Raw genomic sequence first — 21,074 nt, forward strand, 5'->3', positions numbered from 1 at the left:
ATTGAAGAGGCTCTTCCATATCTAAAGGAGCATCAACAAGAGATAACCGACCGCATTTATCGTGGAAAGTATACTCCATCTCCAGTAAGACGAGTTGAGATTCCAAAACCAGATGGTGGTGTGCGAAAGCTTGGCATACCAACAGTGGTAGACTGTACACTTCAACAGGCAATAACCCAACAGTTAGTGCCAATCTATGAACCGCTGTTTGCAGAGGGTAGCTATGGCTATCGTCCGAACAGAAGTGCAAAAGACGCAATACTTAAGGTCAAGGAGTATGCCGAACAAGGCTATACATTTGCTGTAGTCCTTGACTTGTCAAAGTACTTCGATACTCTTAATCACGAAATTCTCATCAATCTTCTCCGAAAGAATGTAAAAGATGAACGTGTAGTACAGTTGATAAAGCGCTATCTGAAAAGCGGTGTAATGGAGAACGGAGTAGTCATTGACACAGAGGAAGGCTCACCACAAGGTGGAAATCTATCACCATTGCTGGCAAATGTCTACCTCAATGAGTTCGACCAGGAATTCTTGAAAAGAGGCGTTCCATGCATAAGATATGCAGATGACATTGTGCTTCTTGCAAAGAGCAAGCGGGCATCAGAGAGACTCTTGGAAAGCAGTACAAAATATCTTGAAGAGAGGCTGAAACTTACAGTCAACCGAGAAAAGAGTCGTACGGTCAGTGTATTTGCAATCCGAAATTTTAAATTCCTTGGCTTTGCATTGGGAAGGAACGGAAAAGGCATTTATGTCCGAGTTCATCCGAAGTCATGGAAGAAGTTTAAGTCTGGACTGAAGGAGTTATCTTCCCGTAAGCGATGTCAGTCAATCAAGCCAAGCCTTGAGAAAATCAAGGTGTATGCGAGGGGATGGCTTAACTACTACGGAATTGCAAGTATGAAGAACAACATAGATGACATCAACGGATGGCTCTACCACAGAATACGTATGTGTATATGGAAACAGTGGAAACTTCCAAGAACAAAGAAAAGAAATCTGATAAAGATGGGAGTACACGAATACTATGCGAACATGGCAGCAAACTGCCGAAGAGGACACTGGTATTGTGCGAATCTGACAACAGTTAAGAAAGCCATGACAAAAGAAAGACTGATAAACAGTGGCTTCTATGATTTAGCCACAGCCTATCAGTCTGTGCACGTCAACTATTGAAACCGCCGTGTACCGAACGGTACGCACGGTGGTGTGAGAGGACGGCGGTTAGTCACCGCCTCCTACTCGATTAGATTTGTGACACGTTTTTTGCACAGAAGGAACTAAGCGAATGAAAAGCCAGTTTCCAGACCAAGGAGAAAGCTGGAAGACAATCAGAATTTTGTTTGGATGGTTATTGATGACGGATCAACGGATAATACACTGGAAGTTTTAAAAAAATGGGAGATGGAACGTAATACGTTTGAATTTGTTTATTATACGAAGAAAAATGGTGGATTACATACTGCGTACAATATGGCAATAGAACATATAAATACTCCATTATGCGTATGTATAGATTCAGATGATTATATGCCGAAAGATGCAATTGAAAAAATATTGAATTTTTGGGATAAATATGGATCAGAAAAATACGCAGGTATTGTGGGCTTGGATTATTATACAAATGGGAGAATAATAGGGGATAAATTACCCACTCAAAAAAGTATTAATCTTATAGATTTAATGGTAGGTAAATATTCTATAAATAATGGAGACAGGACAAATGTAGTAAGAACTGCGTTGTATAAAAGGTATGCTCCGATGAAAGTTTTTAAGGGAGAAAAGAATTTTAATCCGCATTATATGCATTTACAAATTAGTAAAGAATATGATTTCTTAGTTATGAATGAAAACTTAAGATTTGTTGAGTATCAAGATACAGGAATGAGTGCTTCTATTTTGAAACAATATAGAAATAGTCCTAACAGTTTTGCAGAAATTCGAAAATTATATTTAAGTTTTCCTGATACTAGTTTTAAATTTAAATTTAAACATTCGATTCATTTAGTGTCTAGTTGTATTTTATCTGGGAATTTATTAAAATCGTTTAAATATACATCACATAAAATAATATTAGTATGTGCAATTCCATTTGGCATTATGTTAACAGGATATATAAATATCAAAAGCAGGTGACGTATGAAAAAAAAGATTTTATTTATGATTCATGATTTATCGGTTGGCGGTGCGGAAAAGGTATTGGTTAATTTGGTGAATAATATGGATACATCAAAATATGATATAACGCTAATTTCTTTGTTTGGTGGAGGAGTTAATGAACAGTTTTTAAAGGCACATATTCATTACCAGATTATATACATGAAAACTATTCCTGGAAACAGTAAGCTAATGAAAATTTTAACGCCGGAACAATTACATAAAAAGTATATAAAAGAGAAATATGATATAGAAATATCGTATTTGGAAGGATCTACTGCAAGGATAATTAGTGGTTGTACTAATAAAAATACGAAACTAATCTGTTGGATTCATGTAGAACAGCATACAAAAGAAATTGCTACAAAAGCTTTTAGATCATATAAAGAATCGCAAAAATGTTATGATAAATTTGACAAAATTGTTGCTGTTTCTGGTTCAGTGAAAAGCGATTTTGAAAAAATTTATCCAAATATAAGAAAATTGGATGTTCTATATAATACAAATGAAACTAATCAAATACTAAAATTAAAAGAAGAAGTAGTAGAGGAAGAATTGTATGATAAATCTGTAATACGAATTTGTGGTGTAGGTAAAATCGTAAAAAATAAAGGATTTATGAAATTAGCACATATCCATAAAAAACTGGTAGAAGAAGGATTTAAGATTCATACATATATTTTAGGAGTTGGAGATGAAAAAGATTCTATAGAACAATATTTAAAAGACAACTCTGTCAGTGAAACATTTACTTTTTTAGGTTATCAGACAAATCCATATAAATATTTAAATAGAATGGATATATTTGTTTGCTCTTCAATTGCAGAAGGATTTTCTACAGCAGCGACAGAGGCTCTTATTACAGAATGTGCTGTAGTAACAACTCCTGTTGCAGGAATGAAGGAAATGTTAGGTGAAAATAATGAGTATGGAATTATAACAGAGATGTCGGAAGAATCTTTATTCGAGAATATAAAAACATTATTAGAAAGTTCAGAAAAATTAGAATACTATAAGAAACAAGCAAAAATTAGAAGTAGCTTGTTTTCGACAGAAAATACAGTAAACGCAGTTGAAAATTATTTTGAAAAATTATTAATAAAATAGATAATTAAAGGATAAAGAATGTGAATTGGATAAAGGAAATTGTATATCGCTTAAGAGGTGAATATACTACAGAAAAGTTAATAAAAATGGGTATGCAGGTTGGAAAAAACTTCGGTAGACTAAATGGAGTTATTTTGGATCCATCTCATTGTTGGTTGATTGAAATTGGTGATAATGTAACAATGGCTCCAAGAGTGCATGTATTGTGCCATGATGCAAGTACAAAGCAGTTTTTAGGTTATACTAAAATTGGACGTGTTACGATTGGAAATAATGTATTTATTGGAGCTGATACTGTAATTTTGCCAGGAGTCACAATTGGAAATGATGTTGTGATAGGGGCGAATAGTACAGTTACGCATAATATTCCTGATAATTCGGTTGTGGCTGGATCACCTGCAAAGAAGATATATGATTTACAAGAATATTTAGAAAAAGAAAAAAATTATATGTCTAATGCAAAGTGCTATGGAGAAGAGTTTACTTTAAGAAAAAATGTGTCTATGGAAAAGCGAATGACACAAAAAAAAGAATTAGAAGAGAAAAAAGGGTATATTGTGTAACACTCCATGGTAATAGATGATGTGTTATGAAGAAAAAATGTTATAAATATACGGCATTTTAATAAAACATAAAGGGATAAAAGAAATGGGAGAAAATGATAATAATAAAGAATTAATCAGTGTTGTGATTCCTTTTTATAATGGAGAAAAATATATTGTTCAAGCAGTCGAATCCGTTTTAAATCAACCGTACAAGAATCTGGAAATTCTATTGATTAATGATGGATCAAGTGGACGAAAATGTTGTGAATGTCTTGCAGAGAAAGATAACAGAGTTAGATATTTTTATAAAGAAAATGAAGGAATAGGTGCCACTAGAAATTATGGAATTACAGAGGCAAGGGGGAAATAATATTGCTTTTTTAGATCAGGATGATGTATGGGTAAAAGGCTTTCTTACAGAAGAAGTTGCTGAGGAAGTTTTGACAGGAGAGGATGTGATAGGTTTTTCGTTTTATAATTCTAATAGTGATTTTTCAAGAGGAAATTTAATTAGAATGAGAGAAGAAACTGTTGTGTGGGGGGGCAAAATAGCTCAAGAGTGTTGCAATCATCACTCAAGCATGTTTTATAGAAGAAAATTCTTGATTGATGATGACATAAAGTATGCATTAACAAGACATGAAGAGGTTATTTTTTTACAAAAAGCATTATATTTAGCTAATAAAATTCGATTTATTGACAGAGTAATGTTTTTATATAGAAATAATTATTTATCTGAAACTCATAGAAAGCAAAAAGTAGAAGAATTATACGGACCCTTATTAAATTCTTGGAAAGGACTTTTAGAATGGCATAAGGAATTGCATTCTGATGATATAGATACGATAAAGGTTGTAAAACATATGATTTGTGTGTATGCGATAGAAGGTGTGGAGATGCTTTATCAGCGAGGAATTGATGAAAATGTAGCTGAAAAGATAATCGATGAATACTTTTGCCGAGATTTTCTGGAGAATTATGAAAATATTGTATTATCAGACAATAGAAGGCTAGAGATAAGTGAGTATTGTTTCCACAAGAATGAATTTATAAAAAAACAATATAAGCTTGGAATGCGAGAGCATTGGAAAAATAAGTTAAAAAGATTTGAATTTGTGAGAAAAATAAATGATAAAAAGAACTATAAAGTAGTTATACCTAAGGAATATATACAGGTGGTGGATAAATGGAACAAATAAAATTATCTGTAATTGTGCCGATTTATAACTTGGAAAAGTATATAGAAAATACAGTTAATAGTATTTGTAATCAAACATATAAAAATTTGGAGATTATTATTGTTAATGATGGGTCTAGAGATAAAAGTGAAGAAATTATTGGAGAACTTGCAAAAAAGGATTCAAGGATTCAAGTTATTAACAAAAATAATGAAGGAGTTACGAAAGCACGTATAACAGGAATAGAAGCAGCTACTGGAGAATGGATTGGTTTTGTTGACGGAGATGATTATGTTGAGCCAGAGATGTTTGAACATTTAATAATTAATGCAATTAAGAATGAAGCTGATATATCTCATTGTGGTTATCAAATGGTATTTCCTGATAGAGTAGATTATTATTATAATTCAGGAAAAAAGTGTGTGTTTGATAACTATAAAGGAATTAAGGAATTGTTGACAGGAAGAATTATAGAACCGGGATTATGCAATAAAATTTATAAAAGAGATATTGTTAAACAATTTGTAAACTCAAAAATTATGGATTTATCAATAAAGAATAATGAAGATTTGCTTATGAATTATTATTTGTTTAAAAAAGCAAAAAAGTCAATTTATGAAGATTTCTGCCCATATCATTATATAGTAAGGAAAGGATCAGCAGCTACAGCAACATTAAATGAAAATAAAGTTCGAGATCCGAGACGGGTACTTGAAATATTAATACATGAGACAGAAGGAAAAATTGAATTACAAAAAATTTTAAAAGAACGATTAATTGCCCAATTAGTAAATGTGGCAACATTGTCGGTTTGTAATGAAAATAGGTGGATAATACCTTACAAAAAAAGTGCAAAAGAATCGTTGCGAAAGATGTTGCATGAAATTTTAAAAGAGAACTATTCAAAAAAGCAAAAAATTCAAAGTGTATGGGTGAGTATATGGCCATGGTCATACAGTTTGGTGCATTGGATTTATGCGAAAGTAACAGGAATAGATAAAAAATATGATGTTGTAGATAATATGGTTGAAAGTACTAGAGGATAACGTAAATGAAGATGAAGAGTATTAGTTTGAAAAAAGTAATAATGTCTTTAAAGTATTTATTAGCGTTAGTGGTGGCTAAGAAAGACAAAAGAGATATTTGGCTAATATCGGAAAGACCAACACAGGCGAGAGATAATGGCTATTGCTTTTTCAAATACATGCGTTGTCAATACCCTAAAAAAGAAGTTTATTATTTAATAGATAAAAAAGCAGATGATTATAATAAAATAAAACAGTATGGAAATGTTATTCAATTCGATAGCTGGAAACACTATTTATATTACTGTAAATCGAAAATACATATTAGTGCACATGTAAATGGCTGTTGTCCTAATGATGCAATTGGAATTTCAAGAAGGACAAAAAGAATATTAAATTTTAAGGATGTTTTTATTCCGCATGGTGTTTCATATGGTATATCAGAGTTTTGTCTGAAAAAATATACTGATATTAATTTATATATTTGTAGTGGAAAGCCAGAATATGAAAATATTATAGAAAATTACGGATATTCAGAGGATGAAGTGGCATATACGGGATTTCCAAGATTAGATAATTGGAAAGATAAAAAAGTTGATTATAAACTGATTGTCTTAATGCCAACATGGAGGGCATATATTGCACAGAACAGTTCAGTGTATTTTATGGATACTCAATATTTTATTCATTACCAAGAATTGTTGAATGATGATGAATTAAGTGATTTTTTGGAAAACAATGATATAAAATTAATATTTTATTTACATAATGAAATGAGAAAGTATGTGAATTATTTTAAAACAAATAATAAAAATATACAGATAGCATATGATGACAGAGAATATGATATACAAAATTTATTGAAAACTGCAGCATTACTAATAACAGATTATTCAAGTGTGCATTTTGATTTTGCTTATATGAACAAGCCTGTTATTTACTATCAATTTGATCAAAAGGAATTCTATCAAAAACAATATGAGAATAGTTTTTTTAGTGCAGAAAGGAATGGATTTGGACCTGTTGCTTATGAGAAAAAAGAGGTGGTAGATGAAATAAAAAAGAGTTTGAAGTTAAATTTTCAAATGGAACCTCAATTTTATAATAAAATGAGAGAATTTTATCGTATTTATGATGATAAAAATTGTGAAAGAGTTTATCAAGCAATTGAGGAAAGGTTATCATAATGAGCATGTTAATGGGAAAAATTATTAATCGAATAAAGAAGGAAAAATTTGTAAGAGAATTTAAAAAATTTGAATTGTCGAGTGATGCTAATAAAACATGTACTTTTATTGGAAAAGAAAATATAGAAATAGGAGCAGAATGTTCATTCGGACAAGCGTGCGAATTTATAGCATATAATTCACATCTGGGACAATGTCTTGAATCGAGTTTGAAAATTGGTAATCATGTAAGAATTACTTCGCGTTGCAGAATAACATGTGCGGGAGATATTCAAATTGGTAATGATGTACTTATAGCGCCTGATGTGATGATTACGGATCACAATCATGGAATGAATCCGACAATTTCAGGAGGATATTCAAGTCAACCATTAATCGTTGGAATGGTAAGAGTGGATGACGGAGCCTGGATCGGAAGAGGCGTTTGTATTTTGCCAAATGTAATAATAGGAAAGCATAGTGTTATAGGTGCGGGGAGCATTGTAACGCATGATATTCCTGAATATTCAATGGCAGCAGGAAATCCTGCAAAGGTTATAAAAAAATATAATAAATTAACATGTGAATGGGAAAAAGTTTAGAATGGGGATTATTCAAAGTATAATAATTAAATTAAAGAGAGAGAAATTTAAAAGGTCATTTTTGAGTATAGGGGCATCTGGGTTTGGCAGCTATGGCTATGGAGATTATTGTACTATTAGTGGAGCGGAAAAAATTAGAATAGGCAATCATAGTTGGTGTGGAAAAGAGACAGATATTTTTGTAGGTGAAAAAGGGAAATTGACGATTGGCAATAATTTCCAATCTACATCTAGATTGTGTATTGAATGTAATACATGTATACAGATAGGTGATGATGTATTGATTGAACCTAATGTGTATATAGGAAAAGCTGAAGAAGAGACAGATAACATTGTAATAGAAGATGGTGTATGGATTGGACAAAACACTTCAATTCTTACAGGTGCATATATAGGTGAACATAGCATTATAGGAGCGGGCAGTGTAGTAAAAAATAAAATTCCCAAATATTCGATTGCTGCAGGAAATCCTGCGAAGGTAATAAAAATATGGGATTTTAACAAAAATACATGGGTAAAGGTGAATGCGTAAGTGAAAAGGAAAATCAGTTTTATTATTTTAAATTATAATGATGCAGATACAACAATGAAGTTGGCTGATTCTTTGGAAAGTTGGAAATGTCAGAAATTTAATCTCAATGTTGTAGTTGTAGACAATAGATCTACGGACAGCTCATTTACTGTTTTAAAAAATAAATATAAAAATGCAATTTTTACAAAAGTTATTCAGAGTGAAAAAAATGGAGGTTATTCATATGGAAATAATTATGGGATTAAGTTTGCAATAAAGGAATATAATCCGGATTATATAGCAATTGCTAACCCAGATATCATTATTAATGAAGAAACTGTTGAAAAATTATTGGATTCATTTGAAAAATTACCAGACATTGTAATGGTAGCACCCGTTGAAAAGAATTTAAAGGGCGAAGGATCAGTAAAAACACAAAGATTACCATTGTTTAAGGATGACTTGCTGGCATGCTTTAATTCAAATATGAGTAGTACTATTTCGAAAAATGAATTAGAATATTACGATGATGCTAAAACAATGCTAAAAACAGAATTGATAGTTGGCTGCTTTTTTGTTATAAAAACAGAGATAATTCAGAAAGTAGATTATTTGGATGAAAATACATTTTTATTTTGTGAAGAAAGAATATTAGGAAAAAAATTAAAAGACAATCACATGAAAATGGCTGTACGGGCAGATTTGGAATTTATACATGCACATAGTGTTTCAATAAAAAAATCATATGATATAATAAATACTTGGAAGTTAATTATGAAATCTAGATTATATTATGAAAAGGAATATAATCAGTGTACAAAATTGAAAGTTTCGGTACTCAAATTAGCAATGAATATGTTTATTATGTTGTTGATTATTAAGTTACAATTACATAGATTGAAACGATGGATAATACGAGGAGAATAAGATGGCAAGCAAAACAAAAGGAGTAAAAAATATTATTTGGGGGCTTGCTGCACAAATAATTACAATAGGATTAGGGATTATCATTCCGAGACTTGTTTTAACTAATTTAGGGTCAGAAGCTAATGGTCTGTTAAACTCTGTAAGCTCTATTTTAACATATATGAGTTTGTTGGAAGCGGGAGTAGGTACAGCAACATTGCAAGCATTATATAAGCCAATTGGCGAAGATAATAAAGCAGAAATTAATTCAATAATGTCTGCAACCCATTATTTTTATAAGAGAACAGGATATATATATTTAGGAATAGTCATTATTTTATCAATAGGATATGCATTAGTAGTACAGTCAACGATTTCTAGAATATATATTTTTTTAGTTGTTATTATTTCTGGCTTGTCAGGGGTAATGAGTTATTTTTTTCAGGGAAAATATAAAATTCTTTTGGCTGCCGAAGGAAAGGGATATATTGCAACTAATATAGCAACGATAGCAACTGTAGGAGTTAGTTTATCCAAGGCTTTTGTTTTGATTGCTGGTGGTAACGTTGTATTGATTCAGTTGATTTATTTTATATTTAATCTTTTGCAAATGATTATTATGACCATATACATTCGTAGAAATTATAAATGGTTAGATTTAAAAGTTTTACCTGATTTTGATGCAATATCACAGAAAAATGCAGTGCTAGTGCACCAAATAACAGAATTAATTTTCAATAATACAGATGTAATTATTTTAACAATATTCACTTCTTTAAAAACAGTTAGTGTTTATTCTATGTATGCTATGATTTTTGGTATGGTAAAATCAGTAACCGTTACATTGTCAGACAGTTTTTTATATGTATTAGGACAGTCTTATCAAGATAAGAAAAAATTTGAAAAATATCATAATATTTATGAAATATATAATATGTCTACAACATTTGCACTTTTTTGTATCACTTATATATTAATTCTTCCATTTTTAAAGGTATATACAAGGGGAGTATCTGATATTAATTATACAGATGAATATGTTGCATTATTATTTATCGTATTTTACTTAATGGCGAATGGAAGAAAATCATCGCAAGTTGTGATTAATATTGCACAGCATTTTGAAAAAACTAAATGGCGTGCAGTTGCAGAAGCAGTTATAAATTTGAGTGTTTCTCTTATTTTAACGTATAAGTTTGGAATATACGGTGTTTTATTAGGAACGATTGCGGCTTTGTTATATCGAACTAATGATGTGATTATATATGCTGCAAGATTAATGGAGCGTTCGCCATTTATTACATATAAAAGATGGGGAATTAATATATTGATATTTATAGGAATTATTAGTATTGCCAACAAAATAGAATTTGTTTGCACAAATTATTTGAGCTTGATTATATATGGAATAATTCTTTGTGTTACAGTAATTCCAACATTTTTGATAATAGATTCGATATTTGAATTAAAAACATCTAGGATTATGTTGAATATGTTTAAAAAAATGTTTAAAAGATAGAGAGGCTGTAATAGAAATAATTTTTGAACAGATGAAAGGGGAAAATATGCCAGAATTATCAATAATCGTACCTATATATAATGTAGAAAATTATTTGGAAAAATGTATTAAGAGTATTCTTGCACAGACATTTACTGATTTTGAATTAATTCTTGTAAATGATGGATCACCAGATAAATCGGATGTCATTATGAAAAAATATGAAATATTAGATAACAGGATTATTAATATTTTTCAAGATAATAAAGGAGTAAGTGCAGCAAGAAATGTCGGTCTTTCCAGAGCAAGGGGAAAATATGTAGCCTTTGTTGATCCAGATGATTATATAGAAGAGGATACTTATGAAAAACTGTTACCACCTATGAGGAGTGGGGGGGGATATCATTCAGCAATTGGGACGCATTTGATGAATTGGGGAAATCTTGGGGGCATAATGCAAACGAGTTAAAGAGAAAGATGGATAGATTTTATGTTCTGTTACATTATTTTGATATGCCAAGACCTATGGGCGGAAATGTAGTTAATAAAATTTTTGTTAAATCTCAAATTAAAAATGAATTTAATGAAAAAATATTTATAGGAGAAGATTTTTTGTTTCTTCTTCAATATCTGTTAAATATGGAAACAGAAGAAATTTATTTTTACGATGAGCCGTTGTATCATATTTTTGTACGTTCTGATAGTGCAACTAGAAAAAGAAAAGATAAAGTTGCACTAGTTCTTGAAGCAAAAAAGCAAGCTTTAACATTGACATTAACATATGATAAAAAAATTTTTAACCTTGCTGAGAAAGAATTTGTAGATTCAGCATATTCTTTTATCATGCGATTAGAAAAAGATAAGACGAATAATTATTATAATTATAGTAAAAAGAAATTTAACGAATATATACAAAAATCATGGCAAAGCGTATTAAGAAATCCTGAAATTTATTGGAAAACGAAAGTAATTTATATTAAAAAATATTTTGAATTGCGATGATTTTTACCATTTGTATAATTGTTACTGACCTCATGAGCTGTCACTGACTTGCTCATATGAATTGTCATCAGATTGATGAACTTTCTGTTATCCGCCCTTGCAGGGCGGCCGCCTGAGTTCAGGCGGCAATGATACTTATAGGGTTATACCTCCAAGCATTTCATGCGTAAGTGCAAAATATTGCTACGTTACTCGTAAATTACGCTTGCACTAAAATGATAGATGCAAGCGTTTTACTTTATTTTAGTTTTGACAGTTCGCTTTTGCAGTCTCGCTCCATGGGGCCAGCTGTTCATCTGACATTTTATCGTTTGGCCGTTGTGATAAGAGATATGTCAGATATTTATAGATATTCAGATCATTCGCTTTTGTCATCTCAACCATTGTATACACAATAGCACTAGCGGTGGCTCCTTTAGAACTGGCAGATGATCGATACAATCCATGGTGCCAAGTCTTCTGCAATCATTTACAGTATTGTAGAAACTGCAAAAGCCAATAATCTGAAACCTTTTGATTATGTGCAGCATCTCTTGGAAGAGATTCCGAAACACATGAATGATAAGGATTGTTCTTTTCAGGAAGATCTTCTGCCCTGGTCAGAAAAACTTCCGGCAGGGATCCGCAAAGCAGCCGCCTAAAAATGTCAAGGTACTCGCTATTTCGCGTTTACGATAAAGTGAGGACAATCCATATGAATAAAGCAGAAATTAAGATTGTGGAGGAGCAGATTAACAACTGCTGGCAGGTGGCGTCTGAGATCATTGAAGAGTTTGATATGTATGGCGGCGGTCCGGAAGAGGAAGAGAACAGGGCTTGTGAAGAACTGGAAAAGATGCAGGAGCTTTTTGGAGATCATAATCTGCCATGGCAGTTTAAGGAACGACTTTATCTGGCGGATTATCTGGCAGAGAATTGTAATGGGTATTATCAAGATATCGGAATTTCAAAGAGAAAAATAAAAGGAAAAGATTGTTGAGGGGGTTATTGGATAAATGGTAAATGTTTATGCATGGAATTATCACCGAATCTTTCTGATTATGTTATTTTTGCTTATCCTCTGGCGGATTTTAGCAAGGTATATAAGAATCGACATCTGGAAGATTTTAAATTTGTTTGGAGCAGGGGTATCGTTTTTTCTGATCCTTAAGTTCACGGTGCTGGGGAGAACACCTTCCGGTGTGCATCAGTTTGTGGTGATGGCACCTTATTCGGATGAGTTCTTTCGGGAGTTACTGATGAATGTCTTTTTATACTTTCCACTGGGACTTACGCTCGGGGAGCTGATAGGCTGGCATCGGATCTGGCTGGCTCTGGTTCTGGCAATTGTAATCGAGAGCTGGCAGTATGCGGCCGGGACAGGCATGGCACAGGTGACGGATGTGATCTGCAATACGCTGGGAGCCTGGATAGGCGGTATAGCTTTTCAAAAAAGAAAGCATTGCTTGTGAAAAGCTGTTGCAGATAGTATAATGGTGGAATTATTTTGAAGTCAAGAGAAAGCAGAGGTGTTTCATGGTCGATTTACATACACACATTCTCCCGCACCTGGATGACGGGGCTTTTGATTTGGAGACTTCGGTGCGGATGGCGGATCTGGCTGCACGCAGCGGAGTGTTTCATATGGCTGCGACCAGTCACGGGAATTATTATGATTATACGTTAGAGGAATACAGGGAAAATTTTGAGAGGTTTCAGGCGGAACTGCGTGATAAAGAGATTCCGGTGAAGCTTTATTCAGGTATGGAGATTTTTATGGATGAGAAGGCCGCAGATCTGCTGGATCTGGGGGAGCTTCTGACGTTAAATGGGACAAGATATGTCCTGGTGGAGTTTGATTTTGAAGAAAATGTCGAAAAAGTGTATAAATATGTTGCCGATTTGCAGACGAGAAGGTATAATATAATTTTAGCACACCCGGAACGTTATCTTTTTGTGCAGAGAGATCCTGAGTTTGCCTACTTTCTGGCGGAACAGGGCTGTGCACTTCAGGTAAATAAAGGGAGCGTTCTTGGGCAGTTTGGAAGAAGATGCAGAAATCTTGCAGAACAGTTTCTGGATGATGGGATTGTCAGTGTGCTGGCTTCGGATGCACATGACTTTGAGTATCGTACCCCATCGATGAACAGGCTGGTGGCATACCTTGAGAGGCGATATCCGAAAAAGCTGATTCGTATGTGGCTGTCGGAGAATCCGAGCCGCATATTAAACGGGATGCCGATTCTCACTACATAAAGGAGTACAGCGATTATGGACAAAAGAAAGGTCTTGGCAGGGGCAGTTTGTGTTCTTTCCCTGGTTGGAGGCTGTGTTTATTATTCAAATGCACAGAAGCAAAAGGATATGGAACCGCCGGTTCTCAGTGCGGATGCGGAGAAGTTTTCAGCAAGCATTAAAGCGGATGAGAAGAAGCTGATCTCCGGCGTGACGGCATTTGATCAGAAGGACGGGGACGTATCGGACAGCATACTGATCGACAGTATCAAAAAGAAGGAAGGCACGGACAGTGATTTCCTGATTACTTATGTGGCCTTTGATAAATCAAGCAATATGGCATCACTTACAAGGACACTTCATTATTCTGACTATCGTCAGGCACATTTTTCCTTTGAACAGGCATTGCGTTTTCCGGAAAATCAGGAGATTGATCTGTTGTCTTATTTTACGGCGGACGACTGTATTGATGGGGATGTCACACCATTTATTACTTTGGATGGTGATAAGGAAGTTCTGGAAGGAGAGCCGAAGAAGGGGATTTATGAATGCAGTGTCAGTGTGACGAACAGTGTTGGTTATACGACGACGCTGCCGATCAGTGTGGAAATCTATGAGGATGGATACGATGAGCGAAATCAGCGTCCGCAGATCCTGTTGAATCAGTATATTGTATACATGGAAAAGGGCGAACAGCTGGATGCAAGTGCTTATCTGGATCATATCGAAGAGGGAGGAGAAACCTTTGCAGTTTCAGGAATAACTTCATCTGTGGAGGGGACTTCGGAGAGCGAACAGCAGAGTACGGCAAATAAGCAGATTTCCATGGATAATATTGAAATCACTTCGAAGGTTGATACGGAAAAGGCCGGAGTTTATACGGTAAATTATCATTATACATCGGAGGAGACAGGATACGACTGCAATGCAAATCTGATCGTGGTCGTTGAGTAGGAGGGGACAGATGAATCAGGAACATTATCAAAATGCAAATACACAGCCGTATGATGTGAAATACATAAGTCGCTGCCTGATGAGAAATGCACTCTTTATTCTGATGTTTGCATGTCTGGCAGGCGTGTTTTCTTATATTTTTCTGGATCATTATAAGAAGGATACTTACACGGCAAGTGTCAATCTCTATGTGATCCCAAGAGACAATGCGAGCACAAAATTCAATTCAAATGGGATCAGTTCAGCGGTATCCCGATGCGTCAGTGCCCTGAACAGTGATATGATGAAAGAGCAGATAAAAAAGGAAAAGGATGCGAATAAGCTGAAGGGAAATCTTTCGGCATATGCAGCCGGAAGCACCAACATCATTGTCATGAGTGCGACGAGCAGTTCGGCGGAGAGTGCATGCCGCCTGCTGAAAGCCGGTATTGACAATTATCCGAAACTTTCCGGATATTTTCAGACGGGATATCTGCTGAAGAAGATTGGAAGTTTTGAAGGAAATGGGATTACGGTCAATCATGCAGATGCACCGGTCAGTGCACTGAAGGTGGCACTTCTAGTGCTGATTGCAGGATGTGGTCTGGTTGGAGCAATGGCAGTTTTCACTGACAAAGTACATAGTGTCGAACAGGCACAGAAGTTGCTGGATATGGATGTCTTTGGAGCGTTACCGTTTGTAAAGAAAAAACAGGAACAGAAGTCGATTCTGATCACAGATCCAAGGACTTCTTCGCAGTATGCGGAAGCTGTGGACAAGATCGTCACAAAGCTTCGCAGAAAGATGCACGAAAATCATTATAAAGTGCTGATGGTGAGCAGTCTGAAAGAGAATGACGGAAAATCTACGGCAGCAGCGAACCTTGTACTGAATCTGGTGCAGCGTGGTAAGAAAGTAGTTCTGGTGGACTGTGATATGCGAAGATCTGCCGTCTGTAAGATTTTTGATATTGATATGAAAGATCAGAAACAGCTCTATGATTATCTGACAGAAGAGAGTACACTTCAGGATGTTTTGATTGAATATGGTCAGGACGAGCGTAAGTTCTTTTGTATTTTGCAGAAAAAAGCAGTCTCTGAGCCGGAAAAATGGTTTGATTCGGAGCGATTTGAACATATGCTGAAGGAACTGTCCGGAAGTTTTGACTATGTGATCCTGGATACGGCACCAATCGGCATTGTACGTGATGCGGAGATCATTGCCGGATATGCGGACTCTGTTTTTATGGTCATGAAACAGGATGAAGTGCATGCAGCATCGGTCAATGATGTGATCGATATTCTGGAGGATGCAGGATCTGTCGTAGTCGGTGGTGTCCTGAATATGGCAAGAGGCGAGAAAATTGCGGGAAACGGCTATCACAAGTATAAGTATGGAAGCTATTACTACGGATACGCTTACGGAAAGGATGGACAGCATGCAGGAAAGTGATAAAGTACGTGCAGAAAGAGTGAGAACAGGACAGCAATATGGTGCCGGTCAGGAAGGAATTGATCTTTTCAGCATGATGGATGATGCACTGCGGTGTTTTCAGAAGTACTGGCTGCAATTTTTATTGCTGATCGTGATCGTGACTGCAGTTTTTATTATTTATGGAAACAGACAGTATGTTCCACAATATCAGGCAAAAGTGACTTATGCGGTAAATAAGACCGGAGATTCGGATACAGATGCTTCCATTGCACAGAGACTGAGCAACAGTATCAGCGTGGTTACGAAAACGGGAGATTTTAAGGATCGCCTGTTTGCAGATGTGGAAGAAGAAAATGTCAATCCGAATTATGTGATATCCTCTGCATATACAGACAACTCCAACTTATTTTCTGTTACGGTGACAGCAAACAATTATAACAATGCCAATATGCTGCTGGATCTTCTGGAGAATATGTATCCGGAATGGGTGGCAGGATCCAATGGTACGATTGAATTACAGGTTGTGGATCGGGTTTTGGCAGGCGAAAATCCCGTAAATGGTTATTCAGCGATGAAGCAGCTGGTGGAGGGTGTGTTGGCTGGCGTGATCTTGTGTCTGGCAATCGCAGCATTGTATGCACAGCTGATCAGGACGGTCCGCAAGGAAAGTGATATGAAGAAGATCACGTCCAAAGGATGCATCAGTCTGATACCGGAGATTGCAGTCAAGAAACGTGAAAAGAGTAAGAAACAGCAACTTCTGCTGACCAACAAGCGTGTGGACTGGGGATTTAAGCAGTCTGTGCAGGCGGCTCAGCTTCGTATCGAGAAACAGATGGAACAGGAGCATAAACAGGTTCTGCTCGTTTCCAGTACGCTTCCGCAGGAAGGAAAGAGTATGACGGCAGTCAATTTGGCATTGGCATTTATGCAGCATGAGAAAAAGACAGTTCTGATCGATGGAGACCTCAGAAAGCCATCCGTTGCAGAGATGCTTGGAATGGAAGAACAGAAGGGACTTGCAGAGTATCTGAAGGGAAATGCCAAGGTTAAAGAGGTTTTGCAGAAAAAAGGAGATCTGACGGTAATTCCGGGGGGAAAGGTGCATGGCAATATATCCAGCCTGATGGATGAGAGCAGAATGGAAGAACTTATGACTTTTCTTAAATCAGAATTTGACTATGTGATCATCGATACACCGCCGGCATATCTGTTTTCGGATGCTGCGATCCTGGCGGGATATGCAGATTGTGTACTTTATGTTGTACGTCATGACATGGCAGAAATTCCGCAGATTGAGAAAGGAATGGAATCTTTTATTCAGGAGGATAAACTGCTTGGCTATCTGATCAACAGAAGTCAGAAAGGATTCGCTTCTTACGGAAAATATGGATATGGAAAATACGGATATGGAAAGTATGGCTACGGCAAATATGGCAAGTATCAGAGATATGTAGATGTGAAAGAAGACGATATGGACACGGAAGATTCCTTATAGTGGAGGCATAACAGATGAGAAGAAAAAGATGGCTGACCGTTGCAATGATTGTGACAGCAGCAGTGGCTGTGATGATGGCTGCGACCTCTTATAAAGAAATCGGGAAGAAACTGGAGATGCAGGGTGAGGATCAGCAGACGATGCTGGTTGCCGGGTATGAGCTTCAGACAGAAACAGAAGCAAGCACTGCAAAGACAGAAACTTCTGATACAGAGATGGCATCGGAAACGGAAAAAGAAACGAAAACAAAAGAGACAGAAACCCGGACTTCAGCCGCTGCAGATCCGTCAAAGCCGGTCCTGAAATTAAAGCAGAAAAAGATAGAGATCAAGGTCGGCGATGCGTTTGATGCGGTTTCGCAGGTATCTGAAATCACGGATGATACAGATGATCGTTCTGCGCTGTTCCGTCAGATCGAGGTCCACGGTGACTACAGCACGGATGAACCGGGCACTTATACGCTGACTTACACGGCGATGGACAGTGATGGCAATGTATCTGCTCCGGTTACGCTGGAACTGGTAGTGAAAGGATAGGATTATGGGAGTATTAACGAGTATCAGCAGAGGCCTGGAGGCAGTTTCGACTCCGCTTGGCGTACTGCCGGACATGGTATATGCGGCGGCAGCCGCAAGCTTTCTGCTTCTGCTTATTGTGTACGTTTTTGTAACACCATCCTGGAGAGAAAAAAAGAGAAAGCGTGGCAGGGCCATCTGTGTGTGGCTGATGTTTGCGATTTATGTGCTGCTGATCCTGGCGGTGACCATTCTTGGAAAGAGATCCGGAGATTCTGCGGTGGATATGGGGATCTTCACAGGAAGCTGGATGATGGAAACACTGATAAAAGTGGCAGCAGGTACGATCGCTTTTATTTTGCCTGGAGCTTTGACCATGGTTCTGATGAAAGGAAAGTATCAGGCTGCGAAGAGTATGGGTGCATCGTTTGCATTAGCACTTTGTGTGGAAATACTCCAGCTTGTCTTAAAGACGGGAGTTTTTGATCTGGGGAATCTGCTCTTTCATACGATCGGTGCCGGTATTGGTATTGTGTTTGTGATCGTTTGGAAATATGCGTTTTCCAGGAAAAGTGCGTTCTCTTATGCCATGCGTCTGATGCTGAGTATTCTGATCGTGTTGATGCTTCTGGAAACGGCGGCGTTCGGAGCTTATCATGTACTGCGTACGACCGGACAGGAACATATGGATGAGAACATCAGTGTGGCAGAAAATCAGATGATTTCAAAAAACACTGACGGAAGTGATGCAAAGGTTTCTTCCGACCCGGATGTGATCTGGTACAATGGCAAGGCTTACCGCTATAATCACGATCTGGTGACGATGCTGGTCATGGGCATTGATCAGGAGAGTGATACGATCGAAGAAAAGGATGATGTTTCCGGTGAGAGCGGTCAGGCGGATACCATTTTTCTGATGGTTATGGATAAGAGCAAAGATGAGATCAAAATGATCAGTATTTCGCGAGATACCATGACACAGATCAAGACGTTTGATTATAAGGGGAATTATCTTGGAAAATCAAAGAATCATCTCGGACTTGCGTATTCCTTCGGGGATGGAAAGGTGACAAGCTGTCAGTACATGGTAGATGCTGTCTCCAACCTGTTCTATGGAATGCCGATCAATGGCTATGTGGCATTGAATATGAATGCGGTTGCCATGATCAACGATGCAGTTGGCGGCGTAACGGTGACGGTACCGGAAGATATGACGCAGGTTGATCCGTCCTTTGCAGAGGGGGCGGCGGTGACGCTGACAGGAGATCAGGCGTTGAAGTTTACACGTTATCGAGATACGGAAAAGGATTTTTCCAACAATTCCCGTATGGAGCGTCAGAAACAGTACCTTGTGAATTTTATGGGACAGGCGGTGAAGGCGATGAAAGCAGATATGGGACTTCCGGTCAGCCTTTATCAGAGTCTTACGGATGATATGGTCACAAATCTCAGCCTGGATCGTTCGGTTTATCTGGCAACGGAGGCGATGGATATGCATTTTACTGCCGACGGCATTGTTTCTTTGAAGGCGAAATCCAAGAAGGGCAGTGTCTATGATGAGGTTTATGTGGATGATGATGCACTTTATGATCTGATCATTCAGACCTTCTATACCGAAGAACAGTCAGAAGGTGAGTCGAAGTGAAAAAAAGAACATGGAAGGTGATCGCGGTGATATCGTTTGCTGCGGCAGTGATCCTGACGGCAGTCGTTTTGCGGATTTATACACAAAGAGAACATGCCAGGCAGACTTATGAAGAAATGCAGCAGCAGAATTCCGAGAAACGACAGACCGATACGCAGGAGTCGAAGGAACAGTCCAAGACAAAGGAAAAAAAGAAGAAGCTGGACATTCCGGTGGATTTTGAGACCTTACAGAAGGAAAATCCGGACATTTATGCGTGGATCACGATACCGGGAACGGATATCGACTATCCGGTTGTACAGGACAGCACGGATAATACGTACTATCTGAACCATGCGGCGGATACCAGTTTAAGTGACAGCGGAGCGATTTATTCGGAAAAGGAAACCGCCAAAGATTTTGATGATTATCTGACGGTGCTTTACGGACATAACATGAAAGACGGTTCGATGTTTGCAGGTCTGCACAAGTACGAGGATAAGACATTCCTGAAAGATCATAAGGATCTGACCATCTACACGCCGGATTCAATCTTGAAATATCGGATTTTTGCGGCCTATCTGACGGACAACCGTCATGTGTTGATGTATTATAATCAGGGAAAAGATGAGGAAAGCAGGGAGACTTATCTGAAAGATATTTTAGAGCAGCGAAATATGAATGCATCCATTGACACGAAGGCGAAGGTGGACAAGGACAGCAAGATCTTGACGCTCTCAACCTGCCATGCGGCCGGTAAGAATTACCGCTACTTGGTGCAGGCATATCTGGTTAAGGAAGAGCACGAATAGAAGAAGAGCGTTACCTGGAAATGAAGCAATTCGCAGATGACGTGTTGGACAAAACAAAAAAAGACCATATACCAAAACGGTATGTGGTCTTTTTTTGACTCCAACATCATATGATGCTAGGGTCAAAAGGTCTAACTCCACATGAGCTTGCTCATAGGTGGATGAAAGACCTTGGGACCCGCCCCGATATGAGCATAAAAGTGGGATGATAATCCCACGATATGCGAATACTGGGGCGGATTGTGGGAGTGCAACGCACGGAACAATCCGTAGGCATCATAGTTAGGTGCAAAAGATGCCTCGGCAGGATTTTGCAATGAAAATATCAGAAATGTTTTCTGAA

The 21,074-nt window shown here is 36.9% G+C and carries 24 protein-coding genes and 2 pseudogenes; 24 read left to right on the top strand and 2 right to left on the bottom strand.

Translation table 11 applies throughout. From position 1 onward, the window contains the following. The 14 genes from ltrA to LKD42_RS11275 form a co-directional block, all read left to right on the top strand. Positions 1 to 1,179: group II intron reverse transcriptase/maturase (gene ltrA / locus LKD42_RS11210; RefSeq protein WP_248835725.1), on the top strand; the 1,179-nt coding region annotated here is incomplete at its 5' end. Between the two features lie 144 nt (positions 1,180 to 1,323). Further along, on the top strand, positions 1,324 to 2,139 hold the full coding sequence (locus LKD42_RS11215; RefSeq protein ID WP_283095004.1) for a glycosyltransferase family 2 protein: 816 nt from the start codon (positions 1,324 to 1,326) through the stop codon (positions 2,137 to 2,139). 3 nt (positions 2,140 to 2,142) lie between these two features. Next, positions 2,143 to 3,267 (top strand): glycosyltransferase, encoded by a 1,125-nt coding sequence (locus tag LKD42_RS11220; protein WP_248835727.1) that lies wholly within the window; start codon positions 2,143 to 2,145, stop codon positions 3,265 to 3,267. A gap of 20 nt (positions 3,268 to 3,287) precedes the next feature. Beyond that, a complete protein-coding gene (locus LKD42_RS11225) occupies positions 3,288 to 3,830 on the top strand; it encodes an acyltransferase (RefSeq protein ID WP_248835728.1) in 543 nt (180 codons plus the stop codon). A gap of 85 nt (positions 3,831 to 3,915) precedes the next feature. After that, complete coding sequence (locus tag LKD42_RS11230) at positions 3,916 to 4,182, top strand: glycosyltransferase family 2 protein (RefSeq protein WP_248835729.1); 267 nt, start codon at positions 3,916 to 3,918, stop codon at positions 4,180 to 4,182. Then, positions 4,154 to 5,011: a hypothetical protein gene (locus tag LKD42_RS11235; protein WP_248835730.1), complete on the top strand. Its 858-nt coding sequence runs from the start codon at positions 4,154 to 4,156 to the stop codon at positions 5,009 to 5,011. The genes LKD42_RS11230 and LKD42_RS11235 overlap by 29 nt, the downstream gene beginning before the upstream one ends. Continuing rightward, positions 4,999 to 6,036 carry a glycosyltransferase family 2 protein gene (locus LKD42_RS11240; protein WP_248835731.1) on the top strand — a complete coding sequence of 346 codons (1,038 nt, stop codon included), beginning with the start codon at positions 4,999 to 5,001 and terminating at the stop codon, positions 6,034 to 6,036. Before LKD42_RS11235 ends, LKD42_RS11240 begins: the two co-directional genes overlap by 13 nt. Before the next feature lie 5 nt (positions 6,037 to 6,041). After that, positions 6,042 to 7,202 carry a CDP-glycerol glycerophosphotransferase family protein gene (locus tag LKD42_RS11245; protein ID WP_248835732.1) on the top strand — a complete coding sequence of 387 codons (1,161 nt, stop codon included), beginning with the start codon at positions 6,042 to 6,044 and terminating at the stop codon, positions 7,200 to 7,202. Positions 7,203 to 7,213: 11 nt separating this feature from the next. Then, the gene (locus LKD42_RS11250) at positions 7,214 to 7,783 is read left to right on the top strand and encodes an acyltransferase (RefSeq protein ID WP_248835733.1); all 570 of its coding nucleotides are present in this window, start codon (positions 7,214 to 7,216) and stop codon (positions 7,781 to 7,783) included. Between the two features lies 1 nt (position 7,784). Further along, entirely contained in the window at positions 7,785 to 8,315 is a 531-nt protein-coding gene (locus LKD42_RS11255) for an acyltransferase (protein ID WP_248835734.1), read from the top strand. Further along, positions 8,316 to 9,221 carry a glycosyltransferase gene (locus tag LKD42_RS11260; protein ID WP_248835735.1) on the top strand — a complete coding sequence of 302 codons (906 nt, stop codon included), beginning with the start codon at positions 8,316 to 8,318 and terminating at the stop codon, positions 9,219 to 9,221. 1 nt (position 9,222) lies between these two features. Then, positions 9,223 to 10,719, top strand: a complete 1,497-nt coding sequence (locus LKD42_RS11265) for a lipopolysaccharide biosynthesis protein (protein WP_248835736.1) — start codon at positions 9,223 to 9,225, stop codon at positions 10,717 to 10,719. 31 nt (positions 10,720 to 10,750) lie between these two features. Next, positions 10,751 to 11,167 (top strand): glycosyltransferase family 2 protein, encoded by a 417-nt coding sequence (locus tag LKD42_RS11270; RefSeq protein WP_248835737.1) that lies wholly within the window; start codon positions 10,751 to 10,753, stop codon positions 11,165 to 11,167. Positions 11,168 to 11,175: 8 nt separating this feature from the next. Continuing rightward, entirely contained in the window at positions 11,176 to 11,700 is a 525-nt protein-coding gene (locus LKD42_RS11275; RefSeq protein ID WP_248835738.1) for a hypothetical protein, read from the top strand. A gap of 243 nt (positions 11,701 to 11,943) precedes the next feature. On the opposite strand, the pseudogene LKD42_RS11280 reads toward LKD42_RS11275, so the two are convergent. Then, a pseudogene (locus LKD42_RS11280) lies at positions 11,944 to 12,129 on the bottom strand (transposase domain-containing protein); the annotation flags it as partial. Between LKD42_RS11280 and LKD42_RS11285 the strand changes: the two are divergent. The 10 genes and pseudogenes from LKD42_RS11285 to srtB all read left to right on the top strand — a co-directional run. Further along, positions 12,120 to 12,341, top strand: a pseudogene (locus LKD42_RS11285) (transposase domain-containing protein); the annotation flags it as partial. The pseudogenes LKD42_RS11280 and LKD42_RS11285 overlap by 10 nt on opposite strands. Positions 12,342 to 12,394: 53 nt before the next feature. Continuing rightward, positions 12,395 to 12,679 carry a hypothetical protein gene (locus LKD42_RS11290; protein WP_248835739.1) on the top strand — a complete coding sequence of 95 codons (285 nt, stop codon included), beginning with the start codon at positions 12,395 to 12,397 and terminating at the stop codon, positions 12,677 to 12,679. Between the two features lie 16 nt (positions 12,680 to 12,695). Then, positions 12,696 to 13,151, top strand: a complete 456-nt coding sequence (locus tag LKD42_RS11295) for a VanZ family protein (RefSeq protein WP_248835740.1) — start codon at positions 12,696 to 12,698, stop codon at positions 13,149 to 13,151. 64 nt (positions 13,152 to 13,215) lie between these two features. Further along, complete coding sequence (locus LKD42_RS11300; protein WP_248835741.1) at positions 13,216 to 13,935, top strand: tyrosine-protein phosphatase; 720 nt, start codon at positions 13,216 to 13,218, stop codon at positions 13,933 to 13,935. A 15-nt stretch (positions 13,936 to 13,950) separates the two neighbouring features. Beyond that, complete coding sequence (locus LKD42_RS11305) at positions 13,951 to 14,868, top strand: bacterial Ig-like domain-containing protein (protein ID WP_248835742.1); 918 nt, start codon at positions 13,951 to 13,953, stop codon at positions 14,866 to 14,868. Positions 14,869 to 14,878: 10 nt separating this feature from the next. Continuing rightward, positions 14,879 to 16,300: a polysaccharide biosynthesis tyrosine autokinase gene (locus LKD42_RS11310; protein WP_248835743.1), complete on the top strand. Its 1,422-nt coding sequence runs from the start codon at positions 14,879 to 14,881 to the stop codon at positions 16,298 to 16,300. Continuing rightward, on the top strand, positions 16,242 to 17,780 hold the full coding sequence (locus LKD42_RS11315) for a polysaccharide biosynthesis tyrosine autokinase (protein WP_248835744.1): 1,539 nt from the start codon (positions 16,242 to 16,244) through the stop codon (positions 17,778 to 17,780). Before LKD42_RS11310 ends, LKD42_RS11315 begins: the two co-directional genes overlap by 59 nt. Positions 17,781 to 17,794: 14 nt before the next feature. Further along, positions 17,795 to 18,316, top strand: coding sequence for an immunoglobulin-like domain-containing protein (locus tag LKD42_RS11320; protein ID WP_248835745.1), 522 nt, complete (start codon positions 17,795 to 17,797; stop codon positions 18,314 to 18,316). Positions 18,317 to 18,320: 4 nt separating this feature from the next. Further along, on the top strand, positions 18,321 to 19,940 hold the full coding sequence (locus LKD42_RS11325; RefSeq protein ID WP_248835746.1) for an LCP family glycopolymer transferase: 1,620 nt from the start codon (positions 18,321 to 18,323) through the stop codon (positions 19,938 to 19,940). Next, on the top strand, positions 19,937 to 20,731 hold the full coding sequence (gene srtB, locus LKD42_RS11330) for a class B sortase (protein WP_248835747.1): 795 nt from the start codon (positions 19,937 to 19,939) through the stop codon (positions 20,729 to 20,731). The genes LKD42_RS11325 and srtB overlap by 4 nt, the downstream gene beginning before the upstream one ends. Before the next feature lie 131 nt (positions 20,732 to 20,862). On the opposite strand, the gene LKD42_RS15420 is transcribed toward srtB, so the two are convergent. Next, positions 20,863 to 21,048, bottom strand: coding sequence for a hypothetical protein (locus LKD42_RS15420; RefSeq protein WP_248835754.1), 186 nt, complete (start codon positions 21,046 to 21,048; stop codon positions 20,863 to 20,865). Between the last annotated feature and the right edge of the window lie 26 nt (positions 21,049 to 21,074).

This window comes from Hominisplanchenecus faecis (genome assembly GCF_020687205.1).
Taxonomy (GTDB): domain Bacteria; phylum Bacillota; class Clostridia; order Lachnospirales; family Lachnospiraceae; genus Hominisplanchenecus; species Hominisplanchenecus faecis.